The following is a 14,506-nucleotide window of genomic DNA, read 5'->3' on the forward strand; positions in this document are numbered from 1 at the left end:
TCTTTAAAAGACTTCAGGCACTTTTTATGCTGAGATCAATGAGTGGCAAGCGGTATCAGCTATCAAAAAAGATCAGCGAAGAATATCAACGCTGGGCGGCGGCATCCACAATGCATTGCGAGAGCTTCTCAAAATGCCGGTGGGCGGCGGGACTGAGCTCGATCTGCTTGCGCCGTGCATCTTCGGTGTCGGCCAGCAGCACCCAGCCTTTTTGGCGCATGGATTTCAGGCGCGTGTGAATGGTGGCGGGCGAGCCCAGTTCACGCTGCGCCATCAGATCGCGCACACAAAGGCGCTGCTGGCGCGACCCTGCATTGGCGATCTGCGTGAGCAGTCGCTCTTCAAGCGGATCAAGGGCGGGCAGTACTGGCAGGTTGCGAATGGTGGCCGCCAACTCCAGAAAGCGCAGGTAGATGTCGGCAGACAGTGACGTTGACATGAAAAGACGATGACGTGTGGGAAGGTGCCGCAAAGCAGCGAACAACAGCGCTCATAATACTGCGCAGCCAATAAGCAGAGTCCGCGATAAAGCATGAAGAACCTTTTGACACAACTTGTGATGATGTTGATCACCATCACGTTGTTTCTGTTCATGCTGGTGCTCAACGAGTGGCTGTTCTCCTCGCTGGAGTTTGTCCGGGGCGTGAACTGGATCTATCTGCCTGCCGGAGTTCGGCTGCTGTGCACCTTGCTGTTTGCCGAGGCCGGTGCAGCAGGCTTGCTGATCGTCTCCTGGCTGGTCTGCTTTCTGTATTTCTTCCCCGATGACTGGATTCGATCCTTTGGCGGCGGCATTGTGGCAGCGCTCGCACCCTATGGGACGTTCTGTGCGGCGCGCCGTTATTTTGGGCTGGGTGCCTCGCTGGCCCAGCTCACCCCGCAGCGGCTGCTGTGGCTGAGCGTTGTTTATGCGCTGGCCAATGCCTTGCTTCACCTGGCCTGGTCCGTGTTGCGCGGCGATGGGCTGCCGATGGACAAGTTCGCCGTGATGATGCTGGGTGACTTCAGCGGAACCTTGATCGTTCTCTATGGCTTCAAGGCCTTGCTGATGCTGCCTGCCAAGCTCAATCGCTATGAGCTGAAATAGGCGCTGGCAGTCTTGACTGGGTACAGGCTGAGGTCTGCAAGGCGACAGTCTGGGTCCTCTTCTCGCTGAGCGGCAAGGATTGCAGCGTCATACTCTGGGGTTACATAAAAGCACTTGCCCCGACAATTCCTCCCATGAGCTCTCCTACACCATCCGCAGCCGGCATGAGCCGTCCCGACTGGATCAGCGCCCTTGTCGTCATCGTGGTCTGGGGGCTTAACTTCGTGGTGATGAAGTGGGGACTGGACACCCTGTCGCCTCTCCTGTTGTGTGCACTGCGCTTTGCGGCAGCCTCATTGCCGCTGCTGCTATTTGTGCGCAGGCCCCAAAACCTGAGCTGGGGGCTGCTGGCAGCCTATGGCCTGGTGCAGGGCGTAGGTCAGTTTGGCTTGCTGTTCACGGGCATGAAACTGGGCATGCCAGCGGGCATGGCATCGGTGGTGCTGCAGACGCAGGCCTTTATCACCTTGCTGATGGCGGCCGCCTTTTTGCAGGAAAAGCCGCAGCGCTGGCAGTGGCTGGGCTTGCTGATTGCTTTTGCAGGCCTGGTGCTGATTGGCGCTGCGCATGGCGAGGGCGCGACGGATATGACGCTGACAGGCTTTGTGCTGACGGTGGGTGCTGCGGCCATGTGGGCAGGCTCCAATTTGCTGACGCGCGTGGCAGCCAAGCAGGGCTCTTACGAGCCGGTGTCTTTTATTGTCTGGACTAGCATCTTTCCCATCATTCCCCTGCTGCTGCTGTCGTGGTGGATGGAGGGCGGCGACGCCATGCTCGTGCAACTGCAAGCCATGGGCTGGCGCGAGCTGGGTGTGATTGCCTATCTGGCCTTCTTGTCCACTTTGCTGGGCTATGGACTGTGGACGCGTCTGCTGCAGCGCTATGCCGCCAGCACGGTGGCACCTTTGTCACTGCTGGTGCCGGTGATTGGCCTGCTGTCAGCCATGGTGCTGTTGGGAGAGTCTCCCAACGGACTGCAGTGGCTGGGAACGGCAGGCGTGTTGCTGGGCATGATGGTCAACCAGTTTGGCGGCCACTGGATGAAGCGCGGCTAGCTATTCAGTGGCTCAGCCTCTGGCGCAGAGGCTGCTGAAGCCATCAAGAGGGACCTCTGGCCTAGCCTTTTTAGCCGGAGAGCCCACGCTGCAGCTGTGCAGCGGGCGGGGCTCGCTCAGCCTTCATGGAGGCTGTTCATTTTTCAGACGACCTCTTCAAACAGATGCTGTGCGAGCCGGCTGAGTGCTGGGCGGCTTGCGCATGCCCTGTGCAGCCTGAATGCAAAGATATTTTCTATCTTTTAATATTATATAAATATATATATCGTTTAATGAGGACACAGAAAGAGGTGAACCATGAAAACCAATGTAGGTGGGCTGGATAGGGCTGTGCGCGTAGCAGGCGGTTTGGCGCTGATGGTGCTGGCTGCGCTGGATGTGATTGGCGCATGGGGATGGCTGGGCGTGATTCCACTGCTGGCGGGGCTGTTTCGCTATTGCCCGCTGTACAGCCTGCTGGGCATCAGCAGCTGCTCTGGCAGCTGCAAGCGCTAAGCGCGAGTCATTTTTTTGCTGCGGTGCTGTCATGGCCCGAGCACCATGATTTCTGAAAGAAACTGAAAGTACACAACGATGAGCACTTTTGAACATGAGCATTTGACCCGTGACATCAATACGGCACTGACGCCGTTTCGCAAGTCACAAAGCGAAGTCATGAAGGGCTTTGCACAACTGGCCCAGGCCTCCATGGCGGAAGGCGTCATCAGTGCCAAGAACAAGGAGCTGATTGCGCTGGCGATTGGCGTGACGCAAAAATGCTCGGGCTGCATTGGCTTTCACACCAAGGCCTTATACAAGCTGGGTGCGACGCGTCTGGAGCTGGAGGAGATGCTGAATATCGCCCTCTTGATGGGCGGCGGACCGGCTTTGATGTATGCCTCTGAGGCGCTGGCCTACTGGGACAAGCTGAGCGCTCCCGAACAGGCCTGAGCGCCTGAGGCAGGCAGAGGCTGAGGCTGAAGCAATCACACCTTGCCCGCCTCCCGGCTGTTGCCGAATCTCCCCCCTCCGGCAGCTTGCATCCGAAACCAGGGCGCAAGCTGCCATTTTTTTGCCAACAGCCGCAGCAAGAAGTCAGCCTTGCGCCTGAGCCTTGGTGATGGCTGCTGCAATGGCCTCGCCCACCTGCGTGGTGTTGGCGCTGCCGCCCAGGTCGGGCGTCTTGGGGCCGGTTTTGATCACTTCCTCAATCGCGCTGACGATGGTGTCGTGCGCGGCGCGCCAGTCGCCTTCGCTGTGGCCCAGGAAGTCCAGCATCAGCGCGGCAGACCAGACCATGGCGATGGGGTTGGCGATGTTCTTGCCGTAAATGTCTGGCGCCGAGCCGTGCACGGGCTCGAACAGGCTGGGGAAGTTGCGTTCGGGGTTCAGGTTGGCCGAAGGTGCCAGGCCAATCGTGCCGGTGGTGGCAGGGCCCAGGTCGCTGAGAATGTCGCCAAACAGATTGGTGGCGGCCACCACATCAAAGCGGCCCGGCTGCAGCACAAAGCGCGCGGTCAGGATGTCGATGTGCTGCTTGTCCAGCGTGACTTCGGGATAGGCCTTGTGCATGGCGTCTGCCTGCTTGTCCCACCAGGGCATGCTGATGGCAATGCCGTTGGACTTGGTCGCCAGCGTCACATGCTTTTTGCTGCGGCTTTGGGCCAGGTCGAACGCGTATTTCAGCAGGCGCTCGGCACCGTGCTTGCTGTAGACCGATTCCTGGATGCAGATCTCGCGGTCCGAGCCTTCGAACATGATGCCGCCAAGAGAGGTGTACTCGCCCTCGGTGTTCTCGCGCACCACGTAGTAGTCGATATCGCCAGGCTTGCGGCCGGCCAAGGGGCAGGGCACGCCTTCAAACAGGCGCACGGGGCGCAGATTGATGTACTGGTCAAACTCGCGGCGGAACTTGAGCAGCGAGCCCCACAGCGACACATGGTCGGGCACGGTGGTAGGCCAGCCCACGGCGCCGAAGAAGATGGCGTCCATGCCTTGCAGCTGCGCCTTCCAGTCGTCCGGCATCATCTTGCCGTGTTCGGCGTAGTAGTCGCAGTGCGCCCAGTCGAAGTGGTGAAACTCCAGCGGCAGCTTGAAGCGCTTGGCTGCGGCTTCCAGTGCGCGCAGGCCTTCGGGCATGACTTCCTTGCCGATGCCGTCGCCGGCGATGACTGCGATTTTTTTGGGGCTGCTCATGGCGTGAACTCTCTTGGTGTGTGCGATAGCTGCCTATTTTGCAGTGCAGGCTGTTGCATACAATCGCCATATCGTGGCCTGATTGTTTACAGATCGTGCAGAAAATGCCCTCGCCCGAAGACCTGCGCGTCTTCATCACCGTGGTGCGCAAAGCCAGCTTTGGCGAAGCGGCAGCGGCGCTCCATGCTTCGCCCGCCTTCGTCAGCAAGCGCATTCGTTTGCTGGAGGAAGAACTGGGTGTGAAGCTGCTACACCGTACCACGCGCCGCGTGGCGGTGACGGAGCAGGGCGAGCGCATTTACCACTGGGCGCAGCGCATTCTGGATGAAGTCGAGCATTTGCTGCAGGAAGTCGATGTCACGCAGCGCCAGCCGCGCGGGCTGCTGCGCGTGTCCACCAGCTTTGGCTTTGGCCGCAATGTGGTCGCGCCCGCGCTGTCGCAGCTGATTGCGCAACACCCGGCGCTGCAGCTGCGGCTGGAGGTGTTTGACCGTATCGTCGATGTGGCGGCCGAAGGCTTTGATCTGGATGTGCGCGTGGGCGACGAGATTGCGCCGCATCTGATTGCAAGGCACTTGGCCGACAACCACCGCGTGCTGTGCGCCGCGCCCGCCTATTTGCAGCGGCGCGGCAGCCCGCGCACGCTCGATGAGCTGGCGGCGCACGACTGCCTGGTCATCAAGGAGCGCGACCACCCGTTTGGCGTGTGGAAGCTGCGCGCAGGCAGTCAGGAGCGCAGTGTGAAGGTAACCGGGCTACTATCCACCAACCACGGCGAGATGGCCGTGCAGTGGGCGCGCGATGGGCATGGCATTGTGCTGCGCTCGGTCTGGGATGTGGCTGCCGATCTGCAATCGGGCGCACTGGTTCAGGTGCTGCCAGAGTGGCGTCAGCCGGCCAATATCTGGGCGGTGTACCCGACACTGCTGGAGCGTAGCGCCAAGGTGCGCGTCTGCGTGGAATTTTTACAGCAGTTTTTTCAGAATCAACAGCCGATGAATCTGCGAAAGAGCTATTAAAAAAGAAGCTGCCAGCGCTTAATATCTGGCAGTTTCAGATGGATTAATCTCTAAAACCTAAGCAGATACTGCGCTAGCAGCTTCTTATTTGATTGCAGTTCTACTAATTAGCGCTGCAGTCTGGCGGGCAAATTATTGGCTCAGCGCAGCCTTCACAGCGGCAGACACCATGCTCATGTCGGCCTTGCCAGCCAGCTTGGACTTCACGGCGCCCATCACCTTGCCCATGTCGCCAGGGCCTGCGGCGCCGACTTCGGCCACGATGGCTTGCACAGCGGCGGTGATTTCGGCTTCGGACATGCGCTCGGGCAGGTAAACCTTGAGCACTTCCAGCTCGGCCTTTTCCACATCGGCCAGATCCTGGCGGTTGGCGGCTTCGTAGGCGGCGATGGAATCCTTGCGCTGCTTGATCAGCTTGTCCACGATGGCGACGATGGCCACGTCGTCCAGCTCCACGCGCTCGTCCACTTCCTTTTGCTTCATCGCGGCCTGCAGCAGGCGGATGGTGCCCAGGCGTGCGCTGTCCTTGGCACGCATGGCAGTTTTCATGTCTTCGGTAATCTGGGCTTTCAAGCTCATAACTCTCTCCTGGTGAAGGGCCAAGGCGAAATCGTGCGATGACTTTGTCGCCTGTGCTTGCCGTACTTGTTGTACTGTCTGCGCACAGGCTTCGCGTCCTCGCGCGATTGCGCCATGGCTTGAGCGGTCACTGCGCGATGGTGCGGCAGTGGCCAGAAAACAAAAAACCCGCGCTTGGCGTCCCTAGCGCGGGTTTGCGGCGTTTTTACGGCCGGCTCGTCCTAATCAAGAGATTAGTACAGCTTCTTAGGCAGTTGCATGCTGCGAACGCGCTTGTAGTGACGCTTCACGGCAGCAGCCTTCTTGCGCTTGCGCTCGGCTGTAGGCTTCTCGTAGAACTCACGAGCACGCAGATCGGTCAGCAGACCCAGCTTTTCGATGGTGCGCTTGAAGCGGCGCAGGGCAACTTCATAGGGCTCGTTTTCTTTGACGCGGATGGTAGTCATTTAATTTCCAGATATATCTGTGCTGACAGAGGGTTCTCGGGAAGATCGGGCCTGAGAGCCATGAACAGCGGTTTTCCCCGCCACTTTGTAACTAGTATGGCCGACGGGGTAATGCCAGCAAAGTCGAGCATTATAGCCTTATCTCAAACCCTCGCAATGCCACGCATGCGTGGCATAGGCGTCTCAGTTCGCGGCAAGGTCTGCGCAGGCACACATGGCCTGTGCGCAGGCGGCTGCACTGGCCCAGGCCCATTGAAAGTTGTAGCCGCCCAGCCAGCCGGTAATGTCCACCACCTCGCCAATGAAGTACAGGCCCGGCTGGGTCTTGCATTCCATGGTTTGCTGCGAAAGCACCTTGGTGTCCACGCCGCCCAGCGTGACCTCGGCTTTTTTATAGCCTTCGGTGCCTGTGGGCGTAATTTCCCAGCGCGTCAGCTGCTCGGCCAGCTTGGCCAGGGCCTTGTCGCTGGCTTCGTTGATGGGGCGCTGCAGCTCGGGCATGCGGCTGACCCAGGCGTCGGCCAGGCGAGCGGGCAGGTGCGCGGCCAGCTCGTTGGCCACCAGCTTGCGCGAGCTGAGCTTGGCCTGCGCCAGCAGCTCGGCCATGTCTACGCCGGGCAGTAGATTGATTTGCAGCGGCGTTCCAGGCTTCCAGTAACTGGAGATTTGCAGCACCGCCGGGCCGGACAGGCCACGGTGGGTGAAGAGCAAGTCTTCATGAAACGTCATGCGCTCTTTTTTGCTGCCGGTGCTGATCTCTACGGGCAGGGCCAGACCGGCCAGACTGGCATAGGGCTGCCAGCCTTCGCCGTCAAAGGTCATGGGCACCAGACCGGGTGTGCGTTCGATCAGCGGCAGATTGAACTGCTGGGCCAGGCGGTAGCCAAAGTCGGTCGCGCCGATCTTGGGAATGCTCAGGCCGCCGGTGGCAATCACCAGATTGGGCGCTTGCACCAGTCCGCGATCTGTCTCAATTTGATAGCTGCGGGCGCTTGATACATCTGCGTTAGCGGCTGAAAATGCTATTTTTTTGACGCTGCAGGGTTGCCAGCGCTGCACACCGCCCGCAGCGCACTCGGACAGCAGCATGGCGATGATGTCTTCGGCCGAGCGGTCGGCAAACAACTGGCCCTTGTGCTTTTCGTGGTGGGCAATGCCGTGCTTGTCCATCAGTGCGATGAAGTCGGCGGGCGTGAAGCGTGAGAGGGCCGAGCGGCAGAACTGCGGGTTCTGACCGACAAAATGCTTGTGCGGCGCGCGCACGTCCAGATCGCGGTTGGTGAAGTTGCAGCGGCCGCCGCCCGAGATACGGATTTTCTCGGCCACTTTCTCGGCGTGATCAATCAACAGCACCTTGAGCCCGCGCTGGCCAGCCTGGGCGGCGCAGAACAGGCCGGCGGCACCGGCGCCGATGATGATGGCATCAAAAAGCTGGGGAGAAACCTGGGTAGAGGAGGACACGGCGGGCAGTCATGGAGAGCGGGAACAAGGCGGCGATTGTCCCAGATGGCTCAAATTTCCTGCTCGTCCACGACAAAGCCCCAGAAGGACTCATCGCAGTAAATGCAGTGCGCGGTAAAGCTGCGCATGTCGCGGGCGTGGAACCAGGCCAGACCCGCCAACTCGTCGCACAAGGCATCGGCCTGCTCGGCCAGACTCAGCGCGGCGATGTGCTCCAGCTCCATATCGGCGAGAAATTCCTGCAGGTCTTGCGCACCGGCAAACAGGTCGTGATCGAGGCTGGCGATCTTACCCTTGTGCTGGCCGTGCAGCACTTCGACAAAGGGGTTGCCTGCCGGGTCGCAGCCGATGTTGAAAAACCAGTTGGCCAGTAAGAATTCGGCCTGTTCGGACTCCAGATCGTAATAGGGGTCTTGCGCAGCAAAGCTATGGAGTGCCCGCAGATTGGCATGACGCTCCTCGCTTTGATGCGGACTGGGACGAGTGTGTGTAGTGATGTCGCCGGACTGCTCCATTGCCAGTATGGAAAAGCCGTTTTGCGTGCGCAGAAAATCGGCATAGGCATCTGAAAAGCCGATATGGGCCTGCAAGGCAAGAAGCTCTGCCTCAGAGGGGGCATGGGCGCCAAAGGGGTTGGGAAACAGGATTTGCATGGCAGGAGTGGTAGCGGGAAGTTCTGGTCTGAATGAGGGTTGTGGCGGGTGGCCTATCAAGCTAGCAGGGTATGCGCATTGACGCAGCGAAAGCCTATGATCGCTCCTAGAATCGCGCCCCATGAATACACCATCCCACCAGCTGAGCATGACCGTGCTCATGTCGCCCGACATGGCCAATTTTTCGGGCAATGTGCATGGCGGCGCCATTCTGAAATTGCTGGATCAGGTTGCCTATGCCTGCGCCAGTCGCTATGCCGGTCGCTATGTGGTGACGCTGAGCGTGGATCAGGTGATGTTTTTGCAGCCCATTCATGTGGGTGAGCTGGTGACCTTTCTGGCCAGTGTGAACCACACGGGCAAGTCGTCCATGGAAATCGGCATCAAGGTGATTGCCGAGGAGATTCGCAGCCAGGTGGTGCGCCATGTGAACAGCTGCTTTTTCACCATGGTGGCCGTCGATGACGACAAAAAAGCAGTCCCGGTGCCACAGCTGCAACTGGAGACGGATGAGGAAAAGCGCCGCTGGGATGCGGCCATCATCCGCAAGGAGCTGCGCAAGGAACTGGCGGAGCGTTTTGCGAAGACTAGGACCACCCCCTGAGGCGCTACGCGCCTTCCCCCTCTCTGCTTCGCAGAGGGGGACGACAGCTTCGCTGCGCGGCGGCGCTTGCTCGCTGTCTCTAAAGTGGGGCATGCCTGTTTTAGGATTTGTCTGATAAATAAAAGGCCGCAAATGCGGCTTTTTGCTGGGGCTGTTTTTTTAGGCAACCCGGCGCAGGGCTTCTTCGGCTTGCCATGCAGCAATGCCTTGCACCACGTCGCCGACGACGATGATGCTGGGGCTGCCCAGTTTTTCATCGGCAATGCACTGCGGTAAATCTTTCAAAAATGTGAGCGCATGGCGCTGATGGGGCAAGCTCGCGTGCTGAATAATGGCCACAGGTGTGCTGCCGGGCAGGCCGGTCAGCAACTCGTCGCGGATGCGTTGCACGCCGCTGACGCCCATATAGATCACCAGTGTCAATTTGGCGGCATGGGCGGTGGTGGCAATCAGGCGCCAGTCCGGGCCGCTGTCGCCGGGCTTGGCGTGGCCGGTCATGAAGAGCACACCATGGGCGCGATCGCGGTGGGTCAGTGGTGCGCCCAGGCTGGTCAGACCGGCAAGGCCTGAGGTGATGCCGTTGATGACGTCAACCTCTATGCCTGCCTCGCGCAGATGCTCAACTTCTTCACCGCCACGGCCAAAGATAAAGGGGTCGCCGCCTTTGAGACGCACCACATGCTCGCCCTCATGCACGGCGGCAATCATCAGCTTTTCGATAAAAGCCTGAGGCGTGCTTTTGCAACCGCCGCGCTTGCCCACGTAGACGATGCGTGCAGAGGGGCTGGCATGGCTCATCACGCCATCGCTGACCAAGTCATCCACAAACAGCACGCTGGCCGCCGCAATCGCCTTGACCGCTTTGAGAGTCAGTAGTTCGGGGTCACCGGGGCCCGCGCCGACCAGGGTGCAAGAGCCGCGTTGCGGAAAGGGCTGAGGAAGAGCTGTCATGGCAGGGTCTCAATCGGAGCTGCGGTTAAAGGCTTGCAGCGCTGCGCGATGGGTGGCTGCGCCAGCCTTGCTGGCCTTCATGGCTTGGTGCAGGGCTTGTATTTGTGCGACTTGCTGTGCAATCGGCGCAGGTATGGGCCGCTGGCCGTTCAGAATTTCCAGCGTGAGCTGTGCTGTTTGCAGAACATTCAAATCTTGCTCAACAATGCTTTTCTCTTGGCCAGTACTGAGCTGGCTGCTATGAATGGGGGAGCGCTCAAAGCAAACTTCACCGGCAATCAGGCCCATGCTGGCAGGTTCGCGATGAGGGGCGGCGACGGGTTCGCCTTCTGTTCCTCGCATCAGCAAGGCGCTGGTTTCACGCAAAGCCAGGGTCTGGGCCATGGGCTGCAGATAAGCAGGATGGGTATAGCTGGCCAGCACCAGACCGGATTGGGCGGTGCCAGTGCCATGAATAGGGTCCAGCAGCTTGACGATGGTGTGTGCCGGGTTGCGCAACCCCATCTGGCGGCGCACTTGCAAGAGACGATCCAGAGGTGGCAGCAGATGGCGGGTTGCCATCCAGACCTTGTCGCCAGCCTTTAACGCAGTGGGTTGGGTAAGGCTTGACCAGCCGAGTTGCTGCCAAATCTCCGCAGTACCCAGGCGCTTGTCATCAGTGTTGCTGCCGTGCACCAGAACGGGCAGGCCTTGGTGTGCCAGCAGGCCAGCCAGCAAGGGCGTGAGGTTGGCCAGCTTGCGTGCGCCGTTATAGCTGGGGATGACCACGACGGGCAGCGCTTGTTCAGCTTGGGGCCAGGCCGGCAGGCGCTGCTGGGTAGCATCGAGAAAGCCTGCCAGTTCTTCGGCGCTTTCACCCTTGAAGCGCATGGCAATGCAAAAGCCGCCCAGCTCCAGATCGCTGACCTTGCCATCGAGTACCAGCCCCATCAAGTCGCAAGCCTGTGCACGCGATAAAGAGCGCGCGCCCTTGGTGCCGCGACCGATTTCCTTGATGTAGTGGCTGATGCTCATGGTGAGCTTATTGTCGTTATAAAAGACTCATCTCATAAGACGATTTGGTTATATGTAAATCGCAATGAATCAGTCTGACCGGGGTGGTGCAGGGATGGGAAAACTTGGTGAGATGCTGACCATTGATCACATTGTCTTCAGCCTGATCCGCGTACCATGTGCACTGTTTTTCAGGAGTAATCGACATGAGCACTAACGCATCTTTGACAGACGAACTGATGGGCCAGCTGAAGGGCGCCCCCTTGCAAGGTCTGGCCCAGCAGCTGGGGATTGACTCTGTGCAGGCGGAGCAGGCCGTGGGCGTGGCCCTGCCCATGCTGTTTGGTGCGCTGGGGCAGAACGCGGCTCAGCCTCAAGGCGCAGCTGACTTGTTGGGCGCACTGCAGCGTGATCACAGCAGTGCCAATGGTGCGCTGGATCTGGGTGGACTGCTGGGCGGCCTGCTCGGTGGTGCGAGTGGTGCGGGTGCCGGTGCCGGAGCAGCAGGGGGACTAGGCGGCTTGGGCAGCATTCTGGGCTCGGTGCTGGGCGCAGGCTCTGCAGCGGGTGGCTCGCAGCTAGATGCGGGCGCCATTTTGGGCAATATCTTTGGTGGCCAGCAGCAACAGGCTGAATCCAAGCTGGGTCAGGCCACCGGACTGGGTAGCAATGCTGGTCAGTTGCTGGCCATGCTGGCTCCGTTGGTCATGTCTTTCCTGGCCAAGCGCGTACAGGCGCAGGGCATGGGGGCCAATGACCTGGGTAACGCTCTGGGCCAGGAGCGTAGCCAGATTCAATCGCAAGGTGGCATGGCTGGCGGCATTCTGGGCAGCTTGCTGGACCAGAACGGCGATGGCAAGCTGGATGCGGGCGATCTGTTCAAGCTGGGCGCAGGTTTGCTGGGCGGCAAGCGATAAGTCCGTTAGCCCGTTGTGACGGCATCAAGGCAGCGCAAGCTGCCTTTTTTGTTTTTGTCTACGGGCATAGCCTGATTGCCGCAATGCAGCATGTTTCTCACACTGGAGATGTCGTCATGCACTTTGCATGGCTGGCCAGTCCAGAAAGGAGAACCTGATGACTACCGTCGCCGACATTCTGCGCGCCAAAGGCAATAGCACCATCTACAGCGTCTCTCCCTCCGACACCATGCTTGCGGCGTTGCAGCTGATGGCGGACAAAGGCATAGGCGCATTGCTGGTGCTGGAAGCGGGTGAGATTGCGGGCATCGTGACCGAGCGCGACTATGCCCGCAAAATTGCGCTGCAAGGGCGCAGCTCTGCCAATACCCGGGTCGATGAAGTCATGACGCGCAAGGTGCACTGCGTGCTGCCGCACCAGACTAGCGAGGAGTGCATGTCGCTGATGACCAGTAATCGCATGCGTCACTTGCCGGTCCTCAACGAAACGCAGAAGCTTCAGGGCTTGATTTCCATTGGCGATATCGTCAAGGAAATCATCTCGGCCCAGCAGTTCACCATTGAGCAGCTGGAGCACTATATTTCCGGTACACCCAGCGCCCATCAAGCGCTATAAGCTATCAATTGAATAGTGAAGGCGGACAGGGCTAATGTCCGCCTTTTCTGCGTTTGGTGGCGGCAAGTTCTACACTTGCGGCCATGAGTTTGCTGATCCTCGGAATCGAATCCTCTTGCGATGAAACTGGTGTGGCCCTGGTGCGCACTTCAGATGCCCAAGGCGTGCCTACCTTGCTGAGCCATGCGCTGCACAGCCAGATCGAGATGCATCGCGCCTATGGTGGTGTGGTGCCTGAGCTGGCCAGTCGCGACCATATTCGCCGTGTGCTGCCGCTGACGGAAAAAGTGCTGGCCGATTCCGGGCAAACGCTGGACAACGTGGATGTGGTTGCCTTTACCCGCGGCCCAGGTCTTGCGGGTGCTTTGCTGGTCGGCTCTGGCGCAGCTTGCGCCATGGCGGCCGCGCTGGACAAGCCCGTGCTGGGCGTGCACCACCTCGAAGGCCATTTGCTCTCGCCCTTTCTCAGCGAAGATCCACCGGAGTTTCCGTTCATCGCCTTGCTGGTCTCGGGCGGCCATACCCAGTTGATGCGGGTTGATGGCGTGGGTGAATACGAAATTCTCGGCGAAACCATCGACGATGCGGCGGGTGAGGCGTTTGACAAGTCCGCCAAACTCATGGGCTTGCCTTATCCCGGCGGTCCCGTGCTCTCCAAACTGGCCGAGGGCGGTGACGCCGAGGCCTTCAAGCTGCCGCGCCCCTTGCTGCATTCGGGCGATCTGGACTTCTCCTTTGCCGGCCTCAAGACGGCGGTGCTGACCCAGGCCAAAAAGCTGGGCGATGAGCTGGAGGCGCGTAAGGCCGATCTGGCCGCCAGCACGCAGGCCGCGATTGTGGATGTGCTGGTCAAAAAGACCATGAATGCGCTCAAGCAAACCGGCATGAAGCGGGTGGTGGTGGCCGGAGGCGTGGGCGCGAACAAACTGCTGCGCGAGCAGCTCAATGCCGCTTGTGCCAAGCACAAGATTCGCGTGCACTACCCCGAGCTGCATCTGTGCACCGACAACGGCGCCATGATTGCCATGGCCGCGGCCATGCGCATACAGGCAGGGCGTGAGCAGGCCCAGCATGAATACGCGTTTGACGTGAAGCCGCGCTGGCCGCTGGACTCGTTGAAATAACGCCATCTCCAGAGCTCTTGGAGCCGCTTTTCAGGCAGCGGGGACTCCAGAGCAAACTCAAAACAATAGCGCTTGGCGCTGGTCAATACTTCACTTCAGGTCGTTTTGTATCTGAAGTCAAGGAAGGGCCAGCGCCAAGCGCTCTTTTTATTGATAAAAGCCCGCAATGCTTGCGCACTGCGGGCTTGGGGGGGGTGTCGATCTGCCCTTTGCTAAGAGGAGAAGGAAGAAAGGGTAGGGCAGACCGACAAAAACGGATGGCTTGGTGGCGCTTACTCGATGCTCAGCGTCACGGCCTTGCTCTGGGGTTCGAGCTTGGCCAGTGTCAGCGTCAGCACACCATGCTCAAGGTGGGCCTTGCTAGCTGCGGCATCAATTTCATGGTCCAGCTCCCAGGCGCGCTTGACCTGACGGGCTGCACCTTCGACGCTTTCGAGCTTGACGAGGGCGCCTTCGATGGAGAGCTTGAGCTGCTCGCGGGACAGACCGGGAACGTCAATGCTCAGAGTGGTGGCCTGGTCGTCGCGCTTAACTTGAACTTGTTGCTGCACAGGGGCTACAGCACCCAGGGTGCCTTGCAGAAAACGCTGCAAAGTCAGATCGGCAGCGCGAGGGGAGACAAATGCATTGCGGCTCATCACAGGGGCGAAGATCATGGTTTAACTCCTATCAACGGTGCGGCTTGCAATGTTGCCGCTTGGTTCATAGGTAGGTAGCCGCAAGCGCATTTCAAGAGTTTTTTGGAAAGAATAAATTTTGCGCTAATGCCTTGAATTACCTGTAATTGGCATTATTTTGCGTGCCGTTTGCAGTAGCTGGCGCATGG

Annotated in this window: 18 protein-coding genes; 9 read left to right on the forward strand and 9 right to left on the reverse strand. The window is 59.5% G+C overall.

The annotated features are described in order from the left end of the window. Window positions 1–85: 85 nt before the first annotated feature. A complete protein-coding gene (locus AC2I9W_RS11185) occupies window positions 86–439 on the reverse strand; it encodes a winged helix-turn-helix domain-containing protein (RefSeq protein WP_158392574.1) in 354 nt (117 codons plus the stop codon). A 93-nt stretch (window positions 440–532) separates the two neighbouring features. Here AC2I9W_RS11185 and AC2I9W_RS11190 point away from each other — a divergent pair, with 93 nt between their 5' ends. The 4 genes from AC2I9W_RS11190 (at window position 533) to AC2I9W_RS11205 (ending at window position 3,072) form a co-directional block, all read left to right on the forward strand. Then, window positions 533–1,087 carry a hypothetical protein gene (locus AC2I9W_RS11190; RefSeq protein ID WP_486410037.1) on the forward strand — a complete coding sequence of 185 codons (555 nt, stop codon included), beginning with the start codon at window positions 533–535 and terminating at the stop codon, window positions 1,085–1,087. A 164-nt stretch (window positions 1,088–1,251) separates the two neighbouring features. Then, window positions 1,252–2,142, forward strand: a complete 891-nt coding sequence (locus AC2I9W_RS11195) for an EamA family transporter (RefSeq protein WP_486410120.1) — start codon at window positions 1,252–1,254, stop codon at window positions 2,140–2,142. Window positions 2,143–2,439: 297 nt separating this feature from the next. Further along, on the forward strand, window positions 2,440–2,637 hold the full coding sequence (locus AC2I9W_RS11200; RefSeq protein ID WP_486410038.1) for a YgaP family membrane protein: 198 nt from the start codon (window positions 2,440–2,442) through the stop codon (window positions 2,635–2,637). 78 nt (window positions 2,638–2,715) lie between these two features. After that, the gene (locus tag AC2I9W_RS11205; protein ID WP_158392568.1) at window positions 2,716–3,072 is read left to right on the forward strand and encodes a carboxymuconolactone decarboxylase family protein; all 357 of its coding nucleotides are present in this window, start codon (window positions 2,716–2,718) and stop codon (window positions 3,070–3,072) included. 144 nt (window positions 3,073–3,216) lie between these two features. Here the strand turns inward: AC2I9W_RS11205 and AC2I9W_RS11210 are convergent, their stop codons facing one another. Continuing rightward, window positions 3,217–4,317, reverse strand: a complete 1,101-nt coding sequence (locus tag AC2I9W_RS11210) for a tartrate dehydrogenase (RefSeq protein ID WP_486410039.1) — start codon at window positions 4,315–4,317, stop codon at window positions 3,217–3,219. 104 nt (window positions 4,318–4,421) lie between these two features. Here AC2I9W_RS11210 and AC2I9W_RS11215 point away from each other — a divergent pair, with 104 nt between their 5' ends. Beyond that, complete coding sequence (locus tag AC2I9W_RS11215; RefSeq protein ID WP_486410121.1) at window positions 4,422–5,336, forward strand: LysR substrate-binding domain-containing protein; 915 nt, start codon at window positions 4,422–4,424, stop codon at window positions 5,334–5,336. A 132-nt stretch (window positions 5,337–5,468) separates the two neighbouring features. On the opposite strand, the gene AC2I9W_RS11220 is transcribed toward AC2I9W_RS11215, so the two are convergent. The 4 genes from AC2I9W_RS11220 to AC2I9W_RS11235 all read right to left on the reverse strand — a co-directional run bounded on the left by AC2I9W_RS11220 (window position 5,469) and on the right by AC2I9W_RS11235 (window position 8,475). Continuing rightward, window positions 5,469–5,915, reverse strand: coding sequence for a GatB/YqeY domain-containing protein (locus tag AC2I9W_RS11220; protein WP_486410040.1), 447 nt, complete (start codon window positions 5,913–5,915; stop codon window positions 5,469–5,471). Window positions 5,916–6,148: 233 nt separating this feature from the next. After that, entirely contained in the window at window positions 6,149–6,361 is a 213-nt protein-coding gene (gene rpsU, locus AC2I9W_RS11225; RefSeq protein WP_003052999.1) for a 30S ribosomal protein S21, read from the reverse strand. A 183-nt stretch (window positions 6,362–6,544) separates the two neighbouring features. Continuing rightward, window positions 6,545–7,822 (reverse strand): BaiN/RdsA family NAD(P)/FAD-dependent oxidoreductase, encoded by a 1,278-nt coding sequence (locus AC2I9W_RS11230; RefSeq protein WP_486410041.1) that lies wholly within the window; start codon window positions 7,820–7,822, stop codon window positions 6,545–6,547. 50 nt (window positions 7,823–7,872) lie between these two features. Next, window positions 7,873–8,475 carry an SMI1/KNR4 family protein gene (locus AC2I9W_RS11235; protein WP_486410042.1) on the reverse strand — a complete coding sequence of 201 codons (603 nt, stop codon included), beginning with the start codon at window positions 8,473–8,475 and terminating at the stop codon, window positions 7,873–7,875. 121 nt (window positions 8,476–8,596) lie between these two features. On the opposite strand from AC2I9W_RS11235, the gene AC2I9W_RS11240 reads away from it, so the two are divergent. Then, on the forward strand, window positions 8,597–9,079 hold the full coding sequence (locus tag AC2I9W_RS11240) for an acyl-CoA thioesterase (RefSeq protein WP_158392558.1): 483 nt from the start codon (window positions 8,597–8,599) through the stop codon (window positions 9,077–9,079). Between the two features lie 159 nt (window positions 9,080–9,238). On the opposite strand, the gene cobA is transcribed toward AC2I9W_RS11240, so the two are convergent. Together cobA and ybiB are read right to left on the reverse strand one after the other, a co-directional pair. Next, complete coding sequence (gene cobA / locus AC2I9W_RS11245; RefSeq protein WP_486410043.1) at window positions 9,239–10,030, reverse strand: uroporphyrinogen-III C-methyltransferase; 792 nt, start codon at window positions 10,028–10,030, stop codon at window positions 9,239–9,241. Between the two features lie 9 nt (window positions 10,031–10,039). Then, window positions 10,040–11,044 (reverse strand): DNA-binding protein YbiB, encoded by a 1,005-nt coding sequence (gene ybiB / locus AC2I9W_RS11250; RefSeq protein ID WP_486410044.1) that lies wholly within the window; start codon window positions 11,042–11,044, stop codon window positions 10,040–10,042. A 185-nt stretch (window positions 11,045–11,229) separates the two neighbouring features. Between ybiB and AC2I9W_RS11255 the strand changes: the two genes are divergently transcribed. The 3 genes from AC2I9W_RS11255 to tsaD all read left to right on the forward strand — a co-directional run bounded on the left by AC2I9W_RS11255 (window position 11,230) and on the right by tsaD (window position 13,680). Continuing rightward, window positions 11,230–11,940 (forward strand): DUF937 domain-containing protein, encoded by a 711-nt coding sequence (locus AC2I9W_RS11255; protein ID WP_486410045.1) that lies wholly within the window; start codon window positions 11,230–11,232, stop codon window positions 11,938–11,940. A gap of 157 nt (window positions 11,941–12,097) precedes the next feature. Beyond that, entirely contained in the window at window positions 12,098–12,556 is a 459-nt protein-coding gene (locus tag AC2I9W_RS11260; protein ID WP_486410046.1) for a CBS domain-containing protein, read from the forward strand. 83 nt (window positions 12,557–12,639) lie between these two features. Beyond that, window positions 12,640–13,680, forward strand: coding sequence for a tRNA (adenosine(37)-N6)-threonylcarbamoyltransferase complex transferase subunit TsaD (gene tsaD, locus AC2I9W_RS11265; protein WP_486410047.1), 1,041 nt, complete (start codon window positions 12,640–12,642; stop codon window positions 13,678–13,680). Window positions 13,681–13,952: 272 nt separating this feature from the next. Here the strand turns inward: tsaD and AC2I9W_RS11270 are convergent, their stop codons facing one another. Then, entirely contained in the window at window positions 13,953–14,336 is a 384-nt protein-coding gene (locus AC2I9W_RS11270) for an Hsp20/alpha crystallin family protein (protein ID WP_486410048.1), read from the reverse strand. Window positions 14,337–14,506 lie beyond the last annotated feature (170 nt).

The organism is Comamonas sp. FUJ_7, from assembly GCF_057369555.1.